Here is an 18568-nt window from a genome sequence, read left to right as displayed (position 1 = left end):
GTATCGGCTCGGAGATGAGCTACGTCGACGGCCGCGACGTCGGCATCGCGTACCAGGTGGGCACCACACCTTTCGGAGTGATGCTCGACCAGCACGGGAAGATCAAGGCCAAGGGCCTCTGCAACCACATGGCCCAGGTCGAAAGTCTGCTCAACGCACTCGAATCCGACACCCCGTCGCTCCAGCACCTCCATACCCGCGCCGCCGCGAACCGCGCGGGCGTCGCCTGACCATTTCCCACCCAGACTTCTTGAGCGGAGAGCACATGGACCAACACTCGCACCCACACGATCCGCAGTCCGCGGCCGGCACCGAGCAGCGCTTCCCTGTCGACGAGAACACCGTCGCCGAGCAGGCGGAGTGGATGGCAGGACGAGGCGGGAGTTTCGCCAGCAGGTCCGGTCGCAGACTGTCCGAACGCGTGTCGCGCCGATCGATGATCTCGAGGATCGGCCGCTGGACGCTGGGAGCCTCGGGGGTCGCCGTCGTGAGCTCGCTCCCGGTCTCGCGCGCCTACGCCCAGGAAACCCCCGCGGCGCCCACCCCGGAACCGCAGGTACCCGAGTACACCGGATCCAATCCGGCCGAATGCGACTACTGGCGGTGGTGCAGCATGGACGGAACCTCCTGTGCTGCATGTGAAGGCGGTGGACTCACCACCTGCGCCCCGGGGTCCAAGCCCGGTGCGGAATTCTGGGTCGGCTGCTGTACCAACCCGGCCGACGGCAAGACCTACCTGATCGCCTACTACGACTGCTGCGGTGCACCGAGCTGCTCCAACGCCTTCTGCGGCGAACCGGACATGCAGGCGACGATGTACAACCCGGTCAGCGGCAGCTACGACCAGGAAATCATCTGGTGCGTATCCGACGAATCCCAGGCGTACACGTGCACCATGGCGCCGATCGTCGGCGCCGACTGCCAGGCACGTCCGGCAGCGCGGCCCAAGGTGGGTGCGGGCTCGTGAGGCGACCACGTTCTGCGCTGCTCGTCGCAGCGCCCCTGGCCGCGCTGCTCGCCGTGACGTCGTGCAGTTCCTCGAGCGACGACACCGAGGATGCCGCGTCGTCGACCGACGTGACCTATCCCAGCGTCGATTTCACGGCGCCGGGCGACGGTATCGGACTCGGAACCGAGGATCAGGAGATCACCGGTGAGATTCCCGAACCGCTGCACGTCGGGGAGATCACGCCGATCGGCGCCGACCAGATTCTGGGTATCGAGGGCGGCTTCGGCAAACTCGAGATGACGGTCAACGCCATCGACCCGGCATCCGGGGACATCACCACCCGTGTCACTGTCGGCCCCGGTATCTGGGATCCCGTCGTACACGGCTTCGTCGGCGAGACGGCCAGTGACCCTGCCGTTCTCGCGGCCGAGGTCTGGCGCCCGCGTGGATCCCGCGGCGCTGCGGATTTCGTCGTCAGTACGTACTCCGGCAACCTGCTCGAGCCGAAGGAAGCCGTCCTTCCCGATGTAGCCCGAGTGCATTCGCGCGAAGGCTCGAACGCCGTCACCTCGGACGGCAAGTACTTCGTCAGCTGGGACGACGGCCTCTATGGAATCAGGGTGGTCGACCTGGAAGCGGGTACGGAAAGCGGTGCTCTTCGCATCGTGGGGTGTGGCCCGTTCACGTGGATGGTCGGTCACGACCTCTACAGCGTGTGCGAAGACACCCGAGAGTTGCTGCACATCAACATCGGTGACGACGGAGTGCCCACCGAGGTGGGCCGCGAGAAGGTCCTGCCCGACGACTTCGTCAGCGCCCGCAAGACGACGTTCGCTGCCGACGCGTCGAAGGCTCTGCTCGTGAGCGAGAACGGTGACGTCTTCGTGTTCGACTTCTCCGACGGCCTTCCGACCGCACCCGTCACTCCCGTCGGCAACGCCGGTGATCCGTCGGGCCGGTTCTCCGAGAATGTCATCAATGCCGACGGGACTCGTCTCGCCGTCACGTACACCGACAGCATCATTCATCCGGACTCCGCACGTGGCGGTTCGGTGGCCAAGGTGGTGGTGTTCGACGCCGCGAACCTCGCACCCGTTCGGTCGTACTCGTTGGCCGACATCGGGATCGAGAGCTTCACCTCCATGGCGTACAGCGTGGACGGTCGCACCTTCTACGTGCTGGGCGACGGCGCGGAAGTCGACGGTGAAGCTCCGCAGAAGCTGGTCGGCTTCGATGCCACCAGCGGCGAGCAGGTCTCGTCCGTCGACCTGGACGGCAACGTGAATGCGGTGACGACGCTGATCACTCCCGAGGTGATCGAATGACTCGACCGGCACCCCGGTCGATGCTCGATCGCCGACGGTTCCTGTCCTTGGCGACAGCCGGCGTAGGCCTGGCAGGAATCGGCGCACTCGGTGTGGCCGGATGCAGTTCCGATTCCGGATCTGCATCCGGCTCCGGCGAGAAGCTCGACTACATCTCGCCCACGGACCCGGAAGTTGCTGCGGCCGAGGCAGCGCGGACGTCGACGGGTCGGACCGCCTCGTTCGCACTCGCCGCGGGTCTCTCGACCGTCGACCTCGGCGGCCGACTGGTGAACACGTGGACCTACGGCGCCGGTGCCGTTGCGCCGGAACTGCGGTTGAGCGCGGGAGACACTCTGACCGCGTCGGTCAGCAACGGTGTTCCTGCCGACACCAGCATCCATTGGCACGGCATCCGGGTCCGCAACGACATGGACGGTGTGCCACCGGTGACGCAGGCAGCCATCGCGTCGGGAACTTCGTTCGACTATTCCTTCGTCGCACCTGATCCCGGAACGTACTGGTATCACTCGCACTCGGGCCTGCAGGCCGACCGCGGTCTGTTCGGTGCTCTGGTCGTCGAAGACCCGAACGATGCATCGGGTGCCGACGCGGATGCCGTTCTCGTGCTGGACGACTGGGTCGACGGGATGGGAACGACACCCGACGCCGTGATGGCCGCTCTCAACCCCGCTCTGAGCGGCGGACATGCCGGCCACGGCGGAGGCGCAGCCATGCCGGCTCCCATCGGTGCAGACGACGCCGCGGTGGCGACGTCACTGACCTCGGGCGGACACGGCGACTCCGCCGTCCTCGGCGGTATGACCCAGCACATCGCCTACCCGATGCACCTCGTCAACGGCCGACCTCCGAACGATCCGGCGGTGATCGAGGCTGCGCCGGGATCCCGGTTGCGACTGCGCATCATCAACGCAGGTGCCGAGACGCCGTATCGATTCGCCGTCGCCGGTCACCGGCTGACAGTGGTGGCAGTGGACGGTTACGACGTGGTGCCCACCGACACGGACGCCATTCTGATCGGCATGGCGCAGCGCTACGACGTCATGGTGACCGTTGCCTCCGGTGCGTGGCCCGTCGTCGCCGCGGTCGAAGGCAGGCCGGGGTACGCGTCGACAGTTCTCCGGAGCACCGACGCGGTGCCTCTCGCGAACCCCGATGTGGGGGGCACTATCCCCGAGTTGTCGCGGCAACTGGTCCTCGAGAGTGATCTCCGCCCGGCCGAGAGCGTCGTTCTGTCCCCGAAGCCGGTGGACCGCGACTACCGGGTCGATCTGCTGCAGGCGGGCGACCGCTACGTGTGGGCGATGGCCGGAGCCGATGCGGGCAAGCTCGTCATGAAGCAGGGCGAGCGCGTGCGCATCACGATGACCAACACCTCCACGATGTGGCACCCGATGCACACGCACGGCCACACTTTCGCGATACCCGACTACGGCGGCCTGCGCCGCGACACGGTCAACGTCCTCCCCGGCACCTCCCTGGCGATCGAGTTCGACGCGGACAACCCGGGGGAGTGGATGTTCCATTGCCACAACGCCTATCACTTCGAAGCGGGTATGACCGCGAACATGATGTACATCAGATGAGAGGCACAGTCATGAAGAGAATTCTCGTACTTCTCGCGATCCTGTCGGCACTTCTCGGGCTCACCGCCTGCAGCAGCGAGGAGGAGGGGAGTGCGGCACCGGCTGCGACGGTCACGGTGGAGAACATGAGCTACAACCCCGCGTCGGTCACCATCAAGAAGGGTGAGACGGTGCAGTGGGTATTCGCAGACAACGGATTGCCGCACGACGTCGTGGAAGACAGTAGCGGCCTGTTCACGAGCGAGCTCCTGACCGAGGGCGACTACTCCTACACCTTCGACGAGGCCGGGACCTTCGACTACCACTGCACACCGCACCCGATGATGCTCGGAACAGTGATCGTCGAAGAGTGAGAACCGTTGTCGCTGTTGCCGTTCTGCTCCTGGCCGTGGGCTGCACGTCGGAGCCCGATGTCGACGCGACAGTGCTGATCAGCAACATCAGGTTCGAACCGCGGGAGGTGCACATCCCGGTGGGCGGCACCGTCGAGTGGACTTTCGACGACGGGGGTCTGCTGCACGAGGTCCATGCCGACGGCGTGTTCGACAGTGGTGTCAACGGCGACAGCACCTTTCGGTTCACCTTCGAGGAGGCCGGGGACGTCGAGTACCACTGCTCCATCCATCCCTACATGTCAGGAACCATCCACGTCGGCTGACGTGACCGAAGAACTGGAGGCACCATGACCACCATCATCGACCACACCGCGCTGCAACAGGACATGCCGCAGATGCGTCCGACGCTGACCGGATCCGTCGGGGTCCGCACACGTGCCGGCCTGACTGCGGCGTTGGCAGCTGTGGGCGCAGGCGCGGCACTCGTGGCGGCACCCAGTCCCTCGGTGGGTCTGGCCGGAGCGGCAGTCGGCGCAGGCGCCGTCACCGCTCTGGCCGCCAACTGGTCGACGTGCGGCATGTCCGTCGCCGGCGTCGTCGTGGCCCCCAAACAGCCCGGCCGCGCGGGGTCGTCGACTCCGATGCGACGGTTGGGGTGGCATGCGCTGGGATCGGTAGCCACGGGTTCGGTGACCGGTGTAGCGGTCGGCGTTCTCGGACATCTGGCGCTCGGTTCAGTGCCGGTGGGCCTCCTTCTCGGCGTATGGGCAACGCTTGCACTGCTGTACGGACTGCACGAGCTCGGCGTCCTCCGTATGCCGACTCCGATGCGTCGACAGCAACTTCCGCGCCACCTCCGTCGGAGCATGGAACCGTGGAAAGTGTCGCTGCTCTTCGGCGCGATCATCGGCCCCGGCTTCCTGATCTACATCAGGTCCAGTGCCTACTACCTGATGGCGCTGGGAGTTGCCGCGGTCGGCTCGCCGATCCTGGGCGCCGCGGTCTTCGTCGCAGTCTCCCTCGGTCGGTGCATGCCCAGTGCGCTCGCGATCCTGCACACCCGACGCGGCGGATCGATGCCCGGCTTCCTGTCGTTGATGTGCCTCGTCGACCGTCGGGTCCAGGCGCTCACAGGAGCTGTCCTGGTGGGACTCGCTGTCTACGCGGGCATCGCAGCCCTGTGATCGGTCGGTGCGGCCGACGGGAATCGTCGGCCGCACCGATCAGACCCACCCCACGCCCATGAGCGGCTGCTGGTGTTCGCAGATCGAGTACTGGGGCTCCCACGGGAAGTGGCCATCCAGATCCGGCCAGACCAGCTGTAGCGCAGTAAAATTCGTATACAGGGCGTCGGTGACCACCATGTCCGAGGTGGTGACGACCTGGATGACGACGATGTCGGGCTCCTCACCCGACGCACTGTGGATCTTGATCCCCGACGTCAACCCGAACCCCGCCACCATCTGCGATGCCATGTCGTTGAGCAGACTGCCCGAGAGGTGCAGCGGAAGTCCGTAGACGATCAGCTCCGGCAGTGAACGTTCCGTGAGCCCCGTCGTATAGGCGAAGTCGGGGTGCTCGTGTCCTGAGCCCGCGACCGCCGTCACCGCCCACCCATGGCGAGCGATTTTCTTCTTGATGTCTGGCACAGAAATGCACCCGTTGCACATAAATTCCCCCCGGAAGTCGATGCGGAGGGAGAAGGTAGCGCGGTGGTCCGACAGGCCCTTCCGCGATTCGAGGGTCGCGATGTCAGCGGTGGAGTTTCTGCTCCTCTCCGCACCGAAATGCGCGGGATCCCGCGCCGAAAGTCCCCGAGAGGAGCGGAAACGCCCACTACTAGCCTTGCGCTGCCTTCAGGTGCCCCTCGGACACGGCCTTGAGGTGGGTGAGGTCCGAGGCCACGGTCGCGAAGGTGTAGCCCTGCGCCAGGCGCCGCGCAGCGACCTCGCCGGAGGGGGTGTGGATGCCGGCCGCGATACCTGCAGCGGCGGCTGCCTCCTGCACTCGCACCACAGCAGCGTCGAACACGTCGTCCACGGAGCTGTCCGAGGGGGAGGCGCCACCGACGGCGATGCGCAGATCCGACGGTCCGACGTACACGCCGTCGAGTCCGGGCACGGCGCAGATGGCCTCGACGTTCTCGAGGCCGTCGGGGGTCTCGATCATCGCGAGCACCACGACACCGTCGTTCGCGTCGGCGGGCAGGGGGCCGACGCGCAGCTGTGAGCGCATCGGGCCGTACGAGCGCACGCCGGCAGGTGGGTAGCGCACGTAGGAGACGGCGCGGGCGGCGTCCTCGGCGGTGTCGATCAGCGGCACGATGACGCCGCGCGCACCGGCGTCGAGCGCCTTGCCGATGTAGGTCTGGTCGTTGGACTCGACCCGCACGAGTCCGGCCGGGCCCTGCGCCGCGTCGATGGCGGTGAGTCCGCGCAACATCCCGTCGTAACCGATGAGGCCGTGCTGCAGATCGAGGCAGATGTAGTCCCACCCGACGTGGGCGAGCCACTCGGTGGAGACGGGGGAGTCGATGACGGACCAGTAGCCCAGTGCCCGTTCACGGGAACGGATGCGACGGGCGAAATCGGCGGCAGACATGAAGGGTTCCTATCGGTTGTAGGCAGGCATGGGACCGCGCATGGCCGCACCGACCTCGTCGCACGCGGCGACGACGTCGTCGGAGAGCGGACCGCGGCCCAGTGCGTCGATGTTGGCCTGTAGGTGGCTGGTCTTGGAGCCGCCCAACAGAATCGGCCCGGTGAGGGGCTTCGATCGCAACCAGCGCAGGGCGAGCTCGGTGAGCGGCATGCCGGCGTCCGACGCCACCGCGGACAAGCGTGTGATCGCGTCGAAGATCTGGGTGTTCCAGTACCGCTCGCGGTACATCTCGGCCAGGCGCGAATCGCCGAACCGTCCCTCGCCGGGCGCTTCGTCGAACGAGTGCTTGCCGGTGAGGAGCCCGCCGCCAAGCGGGTTGTAAACCATCGTGGTGATGCCACTGACGGCGGCGAACTCGGCGTACTCCTCCTCGATGCGGCGGGCCAACAGGTTGTAGAGCTGCTGCGCGACGACGGGTCGCGGCGCACCCACCTCGTCGCACACGCGATTCACCTCGGCGATCTGCCAGGCAGCGAAATTCGAGACGCCCAGCGCCCCCACCTTGCCTTCGGCCACCAACTTGGCGACGGTCCCGAGGGTGTCCTCGAGCGACGACGCGCGGTCGGGCTGGTGCAGGTAGAAGAGGTCGACGTGGTCGGTGCCGAGCCGGCGCAGGCTGGCTTCGAGTCCGAGCCGCAGCCCCTCGGGCGACAGGGGCGAGTGGCCGTCGGCGTCACCGAGGAACATGCCGCCCTTGGTGGCGAGGGTGACCTCGTCACGTCGACCAGCGAGCAACTGCGCCAGGATGCGCTCGGACTCGCCGCCCGCGTATCCGTTGGCAGTGTCGATGTGGGTGATGCCGGCGTCGAGTGCGGTGTCGAGCAGAGCGCGCGAACCCTCGAGGTCGACAGTGTCACCGAAGGTCATGGTGCCCAGTACCATCGGGCCGAAAGACAGGGAGCCGAACATCATGCGGGTACTCCAGAGGTAGGTGCCGGTCGACCCGACAGAACGTAGCGCGGCTTGACGCCCTCCATCGTGGAGGGGTCGAGCGCCGCGGCGCGCAGGGCTGCCGTGTACGGGTGCTGCGGGTTGGTCAGAACGTCTGTGGTGGCGCCGCTCTCGACCACGCCGCCCTTGCGCATGACGACGACGTTGTCGCTGATCTCCCGCACCACGCCGAGGTTGTGCGAGATGAAGACGTACGTGATGCCGGTGTCGTGCTGGATGGTGCGGAGCAAGTCGAGCACCTGTGCCTGCACCGACACGTCGAGCGCACTGGTGGCTTCGTCGCACACGAGGATCTCGGGTTCGGACGCCAGGGCGCGCGCGATGCCGATGCGTTGACGCTGACCTCCCGAGAACTCACCGGGACGGCGGTGCAGGGAGGACGCCGGCAGCTGGACCTGGTCGATCAGCTCGGCGGCACGTCGGGCCCGGTCCGCCTTGGAGCGAACACCTTTGAGGCGCAGCGGCTCACCGACGATGTCGACGGCCGTGAGATGCGGATCCAGCGAACCGTACGGGTCCTGGAAGACCATCTGCACGCGCGAGCGGAAGGGCTTGAGGGCTCGCTCCTTCATCCCGGCGATATCCACACCGTCGACGAGGATGCGTCCCGACGTCGGTGTCAGGAGCCGGACGATGGCTTTGGCGATGGTTGATTTGCCGCAGCCGGACTCGCCGACGATGGCAAGGGTCTGGCCTTTGTCGACGCTGAAGCTGACACCGTCGACGGCGCGGAAGGTGCCGGTGGCGACGGGATATTCGACGACCAGGTCGTCGACGGTCAACAGGCTCATGCCGGGACTCCTTGATCGGCGGGTGCGCCCGACCAGGTGCCCAGCTGGGGAACCGCGTCGAGAAGCTTCTTGGTGTAGGCGTTCTGGGGATTGCGAACCATCGACTGGGCGTCGCCGCTCTCGACGAACCGGCCCGACTTCATGACGTGGATCCGGTCGGACATCAGCCGGGCCACACCCAGGTCGTGGGTGATGAGCAGCATGCCGATGCCGGTGCGCTCCTGCAGTTCGAGCATGAGGTCGAGGATGCTGGCCTGGACGGTGACGTCGAGTGCGCTGGTGGGCTCGTCGGCGACGATGAGGTCGGGATCGGCGGCCAGGGCGCATGCGATGAGGACACGCTGCAACATGCCGCCCGACAACTGGTGCGGGTACCTGTTCAGCTGGTCCGCCGGGTTGACGATGTGGACCTGGTCGAGCAACTCGACGGCGCGGGTGGTCTGCGCGGACTTGCCGCGAACGCCGCTGTGGTGAATGGCCTCTCGCAGCTGCGACCCCACCGTGTGGACGGGGGAGAGGGCCGTCATCGGATCCTGGGGAATGAGGGCGATGTCCGTCCCTCGGACCTTCCGCAGCGCCTTGTCGTCGCCGAGGATGTCGGTCCCTTTCCAGCGTGCACGGCCGGAGAGGACCGCGAGATCGTCGGGCAGCAGCCCGAGGATTCCCATCGCGGTGGTCGACTTACCCGAGCCGGATTCGCCGATGATGCAAACGGTCTCGCCGGGCGCGATGTCGAAGGAGACCCCGTCGACGGCGCGGACGATGCCGTTGTCCGTGACCAGCTCGATCTGCAGTTCGTCGACGGTGAGCAGTGACTCGGTCATGTCAGGCCTTCTTTCCCGAGATGGCGAAGCGTCCCAGCAGAGCCTTCAGACCCGAGCCGGCGGGACGGTCGCGCAGACCGTCGCCGAGGAGGTTGACGCCGATGACGAGGAGCACGATGACGAGGCCCGGCAGGGTGACCAGCCACCACGACGTCGTGATGTAGTCCTGTCCGTCGGAGATGATGCGGCCCCACGTGGCGAACGGTCGCTGCGGTCCGGCGCCGAGGTAGCTCAGGGCGGACTCGAGCAGCACCGCCTGCGCGAGGAGGAGCAGCACCACCAGCGAGGTCTGCTTGATGACGTTCGGGATGATGTGGCGCGTGAGGATGGCGACCTTGCCGAGGCCGAGTACCCGCGACGCGGCGACGTAGGGCTTCTCGCGCTCCACGAGCACCAGAGAGCGCGTCAGGCGGGCGATTTCGGGCCACTGGGCGATCGCGATGACGAACGTGATGACCGGGATGGACGGCCCGAAGAGGGCGACGACGAGGAGCAGCATCATGAGCAGCGGCAAGGACAGCTGCGCTTCGAGCAACCGGCTGATGACGGTGTCGACCCAGCCGCCGAAGTAGCCGGCCATGGAGCCGAGGGTCAGGCCGATGAGGCCGGAGACAAGCACGGCGAGGATGCCGACGAGCAGTGACACCTGGCCGCCGTAGAGAACGCGGGCGAGAAGGTCGCGTCCGAGCTGATCGGTTCCGAACAGGTGGCCGTCGGTGAGCGGTGCGAGACGGCGGGCACCGAGGTCGGTCGCGTCCGGATCCTGCAGCGGCAGAACACGAGCGAACGCGACGGGGAGGATCACGACGAGTGCGCAGACGCTGCCCACCCAGATCTTCAGTCGGCTGTCGCGGGCGCGCCGAGTAGAGCCTGCCTTGGCGATGTCCTTCGCGGTGACCGCCGACGGGCGCTCCGCCTGCGGGGGCTCGAGTGTTGTTGTCATCTAGGACGTTCCCTTCCCCAGGCGGACGCGGGGGTCCAGAAGCGGGTAGCAGAGGTCGACGAGGAGCTGGACGAGTACGGCGAGCACCGCGGTGACGAGCACGGTGGCCTGGATGAGGGGGTAGTCGCGGGTCTCGAGCGCGCGGACGACGAGCGATCCGACACCGGGCCAGGCGAACACGACCTCGACCACCACGACACCGTTGAGCATCGACGCGAAGCGCGTGCCGAGGGCGGTCAGGACGGGGATGGACGAATTGCGCAGGGCGTAGCGCCAGATGAGTTTCCGCTCCGACACCCCGCGTGCGCGGGCCACCGTCGCGTACTGGGACCCGAAGGCGCCGACCATCTCCCGACGCACCATGCGGGAGATCAGGGCGATCTGCAGGATGGCGACGGTGACCATGGGCAGGACGAGCGACGACCACGTCGCGAAGCCGGCGGCCGGGAAGATCGGGATCACCACGGCGAAGATGGTGATGAGCATCAGGCCCGTCCAGAAGTCGGGCATGGACTGTCCTGCGATCGTGACGACGTTGGCGCCCAGTTCGCGGCGGGTGTCCGCGCGGCGTGCCATCCAGACACCGAGCGGGATGGCGAGCAGTGTCGTCAGTCCGATCGAGGCGACCGTGAGCGTCAGTGTGTAGGGGAGGCGATCGAGCACCACGTCGAAGGCAGGCGCTTGGAACGAGTACGACGTTCCGAGATCGAGCTGCAGCAGTCCCTGCAGGTACTTCAGGTACTGCGTGATGATCGACTGGTCGAGACCCATGCTCTGCCGGATCCGCTCGATGTCCTCGCTGGAGGCCAGCGGGCCCGCCATCGCGTAGGCGGGATCGCCGGGTGCGAGACGGATCAGCACGAACACCGTGGTGAGCGTCAGGAAGATCGCGAGCGCGCTCTGACCGAGTCGTTTGACGATGTAGCGCGCAGTTCCCGCGGACTTCGACTTCGTCTTCGCGGGTTCGGCGGCCGGCGCGTCGGCGGGCGTGATCATGCCGGCGGTCACCGGGTCACCGTCCGTCGGACCGCGCATGTGTTCGTGGTGTGCATCGAACGACCTTTCGGGAGATGCCTCTGCGCTGGCGGGTCACGAGCGCGGGCTTCGATGTAACTCAGCTCACAATGGCACTTGTGCGCGAATCGCGCAATTAGCAATTCGTAGTTGCGTGTTGTGTGCAGACCTGCGTACAGTCCAGGTGTGCTTGCGGTCACAGTGCAGCTCCGCTCCTGACCCGCAGCCCCTCATGACGCTCGAAGTTCGAAGAGAGGTCGACGATGACCAGATCGCCGTTCAACCAGCAGTTCTCCCGCCGCAATCTCCTGCGCGGCGGGATGCTGCTCGGTGGTGGCGTGGTGTTGGGCGCGGGTGCCAGTGCGTGCGCCACGCCTACCGGCACACCGGGCCCCACGACGGTGAGCCTGGCGCTCAACCGGTCGCTGGTGAGCCTGGACAACAAGCTCAACCAGTTCGACGCCGCCCTCACGGTGCAGCGCGGCGTGCGACAGGCGCTCATCGAGATCGACGCGAATCTGAAGCCGCAGCTCGTCCTCGCCGACCGCTTCGATCTGGTCGAGCCGACCCGCTGGTTCGTCCACCTGCGGCAGGGCGCCGTGTACTCCGACGGCTCGCCCGTGCAGGTGCAGGACGTCGCCACGGCCATCCGGATGTACAGCGAGGTCGACGGTTCGTTCGTCGGCGGCTTCTTCCCCGAATGGCCCACGGTCGAGCAAATGGACGACACCAGCTTCTCGTTGCTGACCACCAAGCCCGTTCCGGTGCTCGACTACCTGATGTCCAACATCCTCATCACGCCGGCGGCCGACAACAAGCCCGAGGAACTGCAGACCGGGCTCGGGTCCGGCCCGTACGTCGTGACGTCGGCCGACCGCGGTACCGGCAACTACACGCTCGAACGCAACACCTCCTACTGGGGCCCGGCGCCGAACATCGAGACGGTGCGCGTGCGATTCGTTCCCGAGGAGTCGTCGCGCGTCGTCACGCTGCGCAGCGGCGAGGTGGATGTCATCGACTCCATCACGCCCGATGCAGCGGATCAGCTCGAGGGCTTGTCGAACGTCGTCGTCGACCGGGTCGACGGCGTCCGGCTCAACCAGCTGTTCTACAACTTCCGCAAACCCGCGGATCACCCGCTCGCCGATGCTCGGGTGCGCCGCGCGCTGACGTACGCCATCAACGGTTCGGCGCTGATCGACCAGGTCATGCAGGGATCTGCGACCGCGTCCAAGGGCGTCATTCCCGCGATCCTCGACGGCGCCATCGAGACCGGCGAGTACACGTACGACCCGGCACGGGCGCGTGGCGAGCTCGACGCGCTCGGCATCTCCGATTTGGAGCTCAAGATCATCTGGGAGTCCGGCGAGTTCGCGGCCGACACCGACATCATGGAGTCGGTCGTCCAAATGTTCTCGGCGATCGGCGTCCGCACCACATTGCAACAGTTCGAGCCGGGCGGCGACATCATGCAGTGGCGTCAGGGCAAGGCGGGCGACTGGGACATCCTGGGCAACGGATTTCCAAGTCCGACCGGGCTCGCGATCACCATCATGCAGGGCATGTACGCCGGCACCCCGGAGAAGGAACAGACCCGAGACACGTACCACGGGTACATGTTCCCCGAGATCGCTGCGGCCATCGCGCGTGCGTCCGAGGAGGTCGACGAGACCCGACGCACTCAGCTTCTCGCCGACGCGCAGCGCCAGATCTGGGACACCGTGCCCTGCCTGTGGTCCTTCGTTCCCAAGTCGGTGATGGCGCGTCGTGAACGCATCCAGGACGTGACCCTGCGTCCCACCAACTCCTACAACCTGTCCGCCGCGACACTCGTCAGTTGATCGAGGAGATCCCCGTGACCACTACACTGGATGCCGACGGCATCGTCCGCCCCACCGCCGAGCCCGGGCGCCGTGATGCGCTGTTGACCCCGCCCGAGGTGCAGAACCACGCGGCCAATCTGGCTGTGCTGCCGGACGGTTCACTTGCGTGCGTCTGGTTCGCCGGCACACAGGAGGGCGTTCCGGACATCAGCGTGTGGTTCTCCCGACGGGACGGCGACGAGTGGTCGCAGCCGATCCGGCTGTCGGACGACGGGACGCGGTCGGAGCAGAATCCCGTGCTGAACGTGCGTGAGTCCGGTGAGATCTGGCTGCTGTGGACCTCGCAACACGCCGGCAATCAGGACACCGCACGGGTGCTGCGGCGGATCTCGCCCGACGGCGGGCGCACCTGGGGCGAGACCGACGTCCTGATCCCGGAGACCGAGGCCGGTGGCGTGTTCGTGCGCCAGCCCATGGTCACGCTGCCCTCCGGCCGGATTCTGTTGCCTGTCTTCCACTGCGTCCGTATCGAAGGCCGCAAGTGGGTGGGCGACCGCGACTACTCCGGCGTCATGGTGTCCGACGACGACGGCGCTACCTGGCGCGAGGTGATCGTTCCCGACAGCATCGGGTGCGTCCACATGAACATCGGCCGGTTGTCCGACGGTCAGCTCGTCGCCCTCTACCGCAGCCGCTGGGCGGACCACGTCTACCGTTCCGTCTCCGACGACGACGGTGATACGTGGAGCGCTCCCGTCCCCACCGAGCTGCCCAACAACAATTCGTCGGTGCAGTTCGTCGTGCTGGCCGACGACCGACTCGCCCTGGTGTACAACGAGTCCAGTCGTGAGGACGCCACGGCGCGCCGACTGTCGCTGTACGACGAGATCGACGATCACGGCATCGCGGAGAAGCAGGAGACGGTCGAGGCGGACTCGCCTCTGGACGACGGCGACCCGCGGCACGCCTTCTGGGGCGCACCCCGAGCGCCGATGGCCTTGGCGATCTCATCCGATCGCGGTGTCACCTGGCCGGTGCGCCGAAACCTGGAGGAGGGCGACGGGTACTGCCTGTCGAACAACTCCCGTGACGGATTGAACCGCGAGTTCTCGTACCCGTCCATCGTGGCCGACGGCCCGACGCTGCATGTGGCCTTCACGCGCTTCCGTCAGGCCATCGAGTACTGCGAGGTGCGGCCGGAGTGGCTGTCGTGAAGCACGCCGTCGTCACGGGCGTCAGTTCGGGAATCGGTGCGGCCACGGCACTCTCGCTTCTCGACGACGGGTGGCGCGTCACCGGGCTGAGTCGTCGGCAACCGGAGATCGAGCACGACAACCTGACGTGGGTCGAGGCCGACCTGGGCGATCTGGACGCGGTGGCATCGGTCGCGTCGGGCCTCTCCGCGGTCGATGCCGTCGTTCATGCTGCGGGACTGCAGCGTTCGGCACCACTCGGGTCGCTGAATGTCGACGACCTCCGCGACATGTGGCAGGTCCATGTTGCCGCGGCCGAGGTCCTGGTGAACGGCGTGGTCGACGCTCTGGAACCCGGTGCCCGCGTTGTCCTCGTCGGAAGTCGCACCATGACCGGCAATGCCGGCAAGAGTCAGTACGTCGCCACCAAGTCCGCTCTGACGGGCATGGCGCGGTCATGGGCCATGGAACTGGTGTCCCGCGGCATCACCGTCAACGTCGTCGCGCCCGGACCCACGGACACCGCAATGCTGGGGGATCCGTTCCGCGCGCACACTCCGCCCAAGCTCCCGCCCCTCGGAAACTTCATCGACCCGTCGGAGGTCGCGGGGCTCATCGGCTTCCTGCTCGGTCCTCTCGGTCGCAACATCACCGGCCAGGCGATCGTGCAGTGCGCGGGAGCGTCGTTGTGAATCGACTGCGCGAAACACGCAACTCAGCTACAGTTGTGTGCGTGGTTCGCGCAACAAAGGGAAGGGCGGTGCAACGATGACCTCACTCGTCGTACTGGCCGACGACCTCTCCGGCGCCGCCGAGGTGGCCGGGGTGTTCCTCGACCGCACGCCCGACGTGTCTTTGACCCTCGACGCCGTGATCGGTTCCGCGGCAGTCTCCGTCGTGGATCTCGACACCCGAGCGATGGCCGCCGAGCGGGCGGAACTGCTGGTGTCGTCCGCGCTGCGATCCGTACCCGCGGGCGGCCGGGTTCTCGCGAAGATCGACTCGTTGCTGCGCGGCAACGTCGCAGCCACGGTGCGCGCCCTGTCCGAGCGTGGGCCGGTGATAGTTGCCGGCGGCCTCCCGCTGCTGAACCGGCTCGTCCGCGACGGCGTACTCCACGTCGACGGTGTGCCGCTCGTCGACACCGACCTGTGGCATGCCGAATCCGAGGCGCCGCCGGAGTCGTTGCCGCACATGCTCGATGCTCCGCTCGTCACCATCGATGCGCTCTCCGCCGCGACCGGGGTCGTCGTGTGCGACATCGAGTCCGATGCCGATCTCGACGCGGTGGTGGCGGCAGTGGCCGACCGCCCCGAGGTGGCCCTGGTTGGCACCTCGGCGCTCGCCGCGGCTGTCGCCCGGAATCTCGGTGGTACTGCGACGCCTCACTCCGTCTCGCGTTCGGGCGATCCCGTGCTCGTCGTCGTGGGCACCGCATCCTCGGTGGCCGTCGATCAGGTGCGGCGTCTCGCCGAGGACGGCGTGCGACTGCTGGCCGTGGACGCGGGTGATGTGCTTGCCGGCCTCGCCGACGCGCGGGTTCTCTCCTCCGCCCTGCGCGACGGCTCGGTCGCGGTCACCGTGACCGGCTCCGTGGACGTCGCACGAACCCGCGACCTGTCCGTCGCCCTGGCGGAGTACGTCCGAGCCGGAACCGACGGACTGTCGGTCGACCTCGCGCTCACCGGTGGTGAGACGGCACGCGCCGTCATCACCGCGCTCGGCATCGACACCCTGCGCCCACTCGGACACGTGCACTACGGCGCCGTCGTGTCCGTCGACCCGGGCGGCCGACGCGTCGTCACGCGGCCGGGCAGTTTCGGTGATCGAGACAGCCTGTCCGACATCCACTCCTACCTCACCGGCGACTCGCCGGACACCACGCTCCGACCGAAGGACTCAGCCATGACATCGACCGATCTCCAGACTCTCGACCTGCCCGTCGTGGCCCTGACGATGGGCGACGGCGCGGGTATCGGCCCCGAAGTCATCGTCCCCGCCGTGCTCGACGCGAAGGTGGCGGGATGGTGCCGGCCCGTCGTCATCGGTGACGCCGCGCGTCTTCGCCTTGCCGCCGACGTCCTGGGTGTGCAGTGCGACATCGTCTCGATCGAGCGCATCGCAGACGCCGAGTTCACCAGCGGGCGCATCAACGTCGTCGACCTCGGGTTGCTGCCCGCGGATCTGGCCTGGGGTGAGCTGTCCGCCGTGGCGGGGCATGCTGCCTACGAATACATCCGTGTCGCAGCCGAACTCGCCGTGGCGGGCGACGTCCAGGCGATCTGCACCGCACCGCTCAACAAGGAGGCGCTGCACGCCGCCGGACACATCTTCCCGGGCCACACCGAGCTGCTCGCGCACCTCACCGGTACCGAGGAGGTGTCGATGATGCTCTCGACGCCCAAGCTCAAGGTCATCCACGTGACAACCCACATCGGACTGCTCGACGCCGTCGCGAAGATCGAGCCGGGGCTCGTCGAGCGCACCGTCCGCCGCGGGTACGAGGCGCTGGTGCGATCGGGGAACAGCAACCCGAAGATCGGCCTGTGCGGCATCAACCCGCACGCCGGCGAGAACGGCCTGTTCGGGTACGGCGAGGAGGATCAGAAGATCGTCCCGGCCGTCGAGAAACTGCAGGCCGACGGGATCGACGCCGTCGGACCGCTGCCTGCGGACACCGCGTTCTTCCTCGCGGGTCGCGGTGACTACGACCTCATCGTCGCGATGTACCACGACCAGGGCCACGGACCGGTCAAGGTTCTCGGCATCGAGGCCGGCGTGAACATCACTGTGGGACTCCCCGTCATCCGCACCTCCGTGGATCACGGCACGGCATTCGACATCGCGGGCAAGGGCATCGCCGAGGCCGGCAGCATGGTGGAAGCGCTGCGACAGGCCGCCGAACTGGCGACCAGCACCGCCGACGTCGGCTAGGTTTCGGGTATGGCGCTCAGGGAGTCACAGGCGCGGCGCGCGGAGATCGTCCGACTGGCCAAGACGAGTGGTCTGGCAAGTGTGGAGGACCTGTCGGTGCAGTTCGGCGTGACGGCCTCGACCATCCGTCGGGATCTGTCGCAGCTGACCGCCGAGGGACTTCTCGCGCGCACGTACGGGGGCGCGATCGCGCTCGACCCGCACCCCGAGTCGTCGCTGCGCCAGCGTGCGGTCGAGGGCTTCGACGCCAAGCGTGCGATCGCGAAGTGGGCTGCGGGAGAGGTGCGCCCGGGCGAGACGGTGCTTCTCGACGCCGGCACCACCGTCGGTGCCATGGGGGAGTACCTCCGTGACTCGACGGGACTCACGGTCATCGCCGCGGGTCTCACCGCGCTCGAGGCGCTGGCGGATGCCGACGACGTGCGCGTCGAGTGCCTGGGCGGCACGCTGCGTCACCTGTCGCAGGGATTCGTCGGACCGCTCGCCGAGGCGTCGTTGGCACGTGTGTCGTTCGACCGCGCCTTCCTCGGTGCCGACGCGGTGACCGCCGACCGCGGCATCTGCGAGGCCGAGCTGGAGCAGACCCGGCTCAAGGAGTTGATGATCGAACGCGCCGGCACGGTCTACGTGCTCGCGCACGCGGCGAAGCTGGGTCAGCGCCCGTTCCACGCCTGGGCGCCCCTGCCCGAGGGAGTCACCCTGGTCACGGACGCCAGTGCGACCGAGGAGCAGATGCAGCCCTTCCGCGATGCCGGGGTCACCGTCGTCGTGGTCTGACCGGTGGAGTTTCTGCTCCTCTCGGCACCAGAATGCGCGGGATCCCGCGTCACATGAGCTCGAGAGGAGCAGAACAACCCGGCTCAGAGTTCCTCCAGCGTCACGTGCCCGTCCTGCAACGCCCGCGCGACGAGGGAGGCCTTGGAGCCGGCGGGGCGGCCGACGGCGTCGTACTTGTCGCGGATGCGGGATATGTGGGTGCCGACGGTGGCGGGGGAGATGTAGAGGGTGCGGGCGACGGTCGTCTTCGAGTCGCTGATGATCCAGGCGCGCAGGACCTCGATCTCCCGCGCGCTGAGCGCCGGTCTCACTACGTCGTCGGTCATCACTGCCTGCATCGAATGGCCCCCTGCGTTCGCCATGCCGCCGTCATCGTCGACATTTCTGGAAAGACCGTACGTTTTTGTTCGGGGGATGCGGTAGCCGCGTCTTCGGGGGACCCGCATACCGGGGGCACCGTTC

General features: G+C 67.3%; 19 protein-coding genes and 1 pseudogene. 12 read left to right on the top strand and 8 right to left on the bottom strand.

What is annotated here, in order from left to right; all coding sequences use genetic code 11:
* The 7 genes and pseudogenes from RU01_RS16470 to RU01_RS16440 form a co-directional block, all read left to right on the top strand.
* Window positions 1-230 (top strand): annotated as a pseudogene (locus RU01_RS16470) (redoxin domain-containing protein); the annotation flags it as partial.
* Window positions 231-265: 35 nt separating this feature from the next.
* A complete protein-coding gene (locus tag RU01_RS16465) occupies window positions 266-967 on the top strand; it encodes a methylamine dehydrogenase light chain (protein WP_042575613.1) in 702 nt (233 codons plus the stop codon).
* Window positions 964-2274 (top strand): hypothetical protein, encoded by a 1311-nt coding sequence (locus RU01_RS16460; RefSeq protein ID WP_042575612.1) that lies wholly within the window; start codon window positions 964-966, stop codon window positions 2272-2274. Before RU01_RS16465 ends, RU01_RS16460 begins: the two co-directional genes overlap by 4 nt.
* Entirely contained in the window at window positions 2271-3860 is a 1590-nt protein-coding gene (locus RU01_RS16455) for a multicopper oxidase family protein (RefSeq protein ID WP_042575611.1), read from the top strand. The genes RU01_RS16460 and RU01_RS16455 overlap by 4 nt, the downstream gene beginning before the upstream one ends.
* An 11-nt stretch (window positions 3861-3871) precedes the next feature.
* Window positions 3872-4213 (top strand): cupredoxin domain-containing protein, encoded by a 342-nt coding sequence (locus tag RU01_RS16450; RefSeq protein WP_042575664.1) that lies wholly within the window; start codon window positions 3872-3874, stop codon window positions 4211-4213.
* The gene (locus RU01_RS16445; RefSeq protein WP_042575610.1) at window positions 4210-4518 is read left to right on the top strand and encodes a biphenyl 2,3-dioxygenase; all 309 of its coding nucleotides are present in this window, start codon (window positions 4210-4212) and stop codon (window positions 4516-4518) included. Before RU01_RS16450 ends, RU01_RS16445 begins: the two co-directional genes overlap by 4 nt.
* A 24-nt stretch (window positions 4519-4542) precedes the next feature.
* Window positions 4543-5379, top strand: coding sequence for a hypothetical protein (locus tag RU01_RS16440; RefSeq protein WP_042575609.1), 837 nt, complete (start codon window positions 4543-4545; stop codon window positions 5377-5379).
* Between the two features lie 39 nt (window positions 5380-5418).
* On the opposite strand, the gene RU01_RS16435 is transcribed toward RU01_RS16440, so the two are convergent.
* The 7 genes from RU01_RS16435 to RU01_RS16405 form a co-directional block, all read right to left on the bottom strand.
* Complete coding sequence (locus RU01_RS16435; RefSeq protein ID WP_197074795.1) at window positions 5419-5844, bottom strand: DUF4262 domain-containing protein; 426 nt, start codon at window positions 5842-5844, stop codon at window positions 5419-5421.
* A 190-nt stretch (window positions 5845-6034) separates the two neighbouring features.
* On the bottom strand, window positions 6035-6796 hold the full coding sequence (locus RU01_RS16430) for an HpcH/HpaI aldolase family protein (RefSeq protein WP_042575607.1): 762 nt from the start codon (window positions 6794-6796) through the stop codon (window positions 6035-6037).
* 9 nt (window positions 6797-6805) lie between these two features.
* Entirely contained in the window at window positions 6806-7768 is a 963-nt protein-coding gene (locus RU01_RS16425; RefSeq protein WP_231568746.1) for an aldo/keto reductase, read from the bottom strand.
* Window positions 7765-8598, bottom strand: a complete 834-nt coding sequence (locus RU01_RS16420) for an ATP-binding cassette domain-containing protein (RefSeq protein WP_042575662.1) — start codon at window positions 8596-8598, stop codon at window positions 7765-7767. The genes RU01_RS16425 and RU01_RS16420 overlap by 4 nt, the downstream gene beginning before the upstream one ends.
* Entirely contained in the window at window positions 8595-9422 is an 828-nt protein-coding gene (locus RU01_RS16415; protein WP_052493323.1) for an ABC transporter ATP-binding protein, read from the bottom strand. The genes RU01_RS16420 and RU01_RS16415 overlap by 4 nt, the downstream gene beginning before the upstream one ends.
* A 1-nt stretch (window position 9423) precedes the next feature.
* Window positions 9424-10365: an ABC transporter permease gene (locus RU01_RS16410; RefSeq protein WP_042575606.1), complete on the bottom strand. Its 942-nt coding sequence runs from the start codon at window positions 10363-10365 to the stop codon at window positions 9424-9426.
* Window positions 10366-11400 (bottom strand): ABC transporter permease, encoded by a 1035-nt coding sequence (locus RU01_RS16405; RefSeq protein ID WP_231568745.1) that lies wholly within the window; start codon window positions 11398-11400, stop codon window positions 10366-10368. It lies immediately after the preceding gene.
* A gap of 242 nt (window positions 11401-11642) precedes the next feature.
* On the opposite strand from RU01_RS16405, the gene RU01_RS16400 reads away from it, so the two are divergent.
* The 5 genes from RU01_RS16400 to RU01_RS16380 all read left to right on the top strand — a co-directional run bounded on the left by RU01_RS16400 (window position 11643) and on the right by RU01_RS16380 (window position 18106).
* Window positions 11643-13220 carry an ABC transporter substrate-binding protein gene (locus RU01_RS16400; RefSeq protein WP_042575605.1) on the top strand — a complete coding sequence of 526 codons (1578 nt, stop codon included), beginning with the start codon at window positions 11643-11645 and terminating at the stop codon, window positions 13218-13220.
* Between the two features lie 14 nt (window positions 13221-13234).
* Window positions 13235-14416, top strand: coding sequence for a sialidase family protein (locus tag RU01_RS16395; protein WP_042575661.1), 1182 nt, complete (start codon window positions 13235-13237; stop codon window positions 14414-14416).
* Window positions 14404-15087, top strand: coding sequence for an SDR family NAD(P)-dependent oxidoreductase (locus tag RU01_RS16390; protein ID WP_042575604.1), 684 nt, complete (start codon window positions 14404-14406; stop codon window positions 15085-15087). Before RU01_RS16395 ends, RU01_RS16390 begins: the two co-directional genes overlap by 13 nt.
* 76 nt (window positions 15088-15163) lie before the next feature.
* Window positions 15164-17329 (top strand): 4-hydroxythreonine-4-phosphate dehydrogenase PdxA, encoded by a 2166-nt coding sequence (gene pdxA, locus RU01_RS16385; protein ID WP_042575660.1) that lies wholly within the window; start codon window positions 15164-15166, stop codon window positions 17327-17329.
* 9 nt (window positions 17330-17338) lie between these two features.
* A complete protein-coding gene (locus RU01_RS16380; protein ID WP_042575603.1) occupies window positions 17339-18106 on the top strand; it encodes a DeoR/GlpR family DNA-binding transcription regulator in 768 nt (255 codons plus the stop codon).
* An 83-nt stretch (window positions 18107-18189) separates the two neighbouring features.
* On the opposite strand, the gene RU01_RS16375 is transcribed toward RU01_RS16380, so the two are convergent.
* Complete coding sequence (locus RU01_RS16375; protein WP_042575659.1) at window positions 18190-18432, bottom strand: response regulator transcription factor; 243 nt, start codon at window positions 18430-18432, stop codon at window positions 18190-18192.
* Window positions 18433-18568 lie beyond the last annotated feature (136 nt).

The organism is Rhodococcus sp. MEB064, assembly GCF_000834565.1.
Taxonomy (GTDB): Bacteria; Actinomycetota; Actinomycetes; order Mycobacteriales; family Mycobacteriaceae; genus Rhodococcoides.
Note: the sequence above shows the minus strand (reverse complement) of the source record. Positions and strands in the feature narration are given on the sequence as shown.

Coding starts and splice junctions, on each gene's coding strand:
- RU01_RS16465 (WP_042575613.1), top strand. CDS start 266: ATGGACCAACACTCGCACCCACACGATCCGCAGTCCGCGGCCGGCACC.
- RU01_RS16455 (WP_042575611.1), top strand. CDS start 2,271: ATGACTCGACCGGCACCCCGGTCGATGCTCGATCGCCGACGGTTCCTG.
- RU01_RS16450 (WP_042575664.1), top strand. CDS start 3,872: ATGAAGAGAATTCTCGTACTTCTCGCGATCCTGTCGGCACTTCTCGGG.
- RU01_RS16440 (WP_042575609.1), top strand. CDS start 4,543: ATGACCACCATCATCGACCACACCGCGCTGCAACAGGACATGCCGCAG.
- RU01_RS16430 (WP_042575607.1), bottom strand. CDS start 6,796: ATGTCTGCCGCCGATTTCGCCCGTCGCATCCGTTCCCGTGAACGGGCA.
- RU01_RS16425 (WP_231568746.1), bottom strand. CDS start 7,768: ATGATGTTCGGCTCCCTGTCTTTCGGCCCGATGGTACTGGGCACCATG.
- RU01_RS16420 (WP_042575662.1), bottom strand. CDS start 8,598: ATGAGCCTGTTGACCGTCGACGACCTGGTCGTCGAATATCCCGTCGCC.
- RU01_RS16415 (WP_052493323.1), bottom strand. CDS start 9,422: ATGACCGAGTCACTGCTCACCGTCGACGAACTGCAGATCGAGCTGGTC.
- RU01_RS16410 (WP_042575606.1), bottom strand. CDS start 10,365: ATGACAACAACACTCGAGCCCCCGCAGGCGGAGCGCCCGTCGGCGGTC.
- RU01_RS16405 (WP_231568745.1), bottom strand. CDS start 11,400: ATGCGCGGTCCGACGGACGGTGACCCGGTGACCGCCGGCATGATCACG.
- RU01_RS16400 (WP_042575605.1), top strand. CDS start 11,643: ATGACCAGATCGCCGTTCAACCAGCAGTTCTCCCGCCGCAATCTCCTG.
- pdxA (WP_042575660.1), top strand. CDS start 15,164: ATGACCTCACTCGTCGTACTGGCCGACGACCTCTCCGGCGCCGCCGAG.
- RU01_RS16380 (WP_042575603.1), top strand. CDS start 17,339: ATGGCGCTCAGGGAGTCACAGGCGCGGCGCGCGGAGATCGTCCGACTG.
- RU01_RS16375 (WP_042575659.1), bottom strand. CDS start 18,432: ATGACCGACGACGTAGTGAGACCGGCGCTCAGCGCGCGGGAGATCGAG.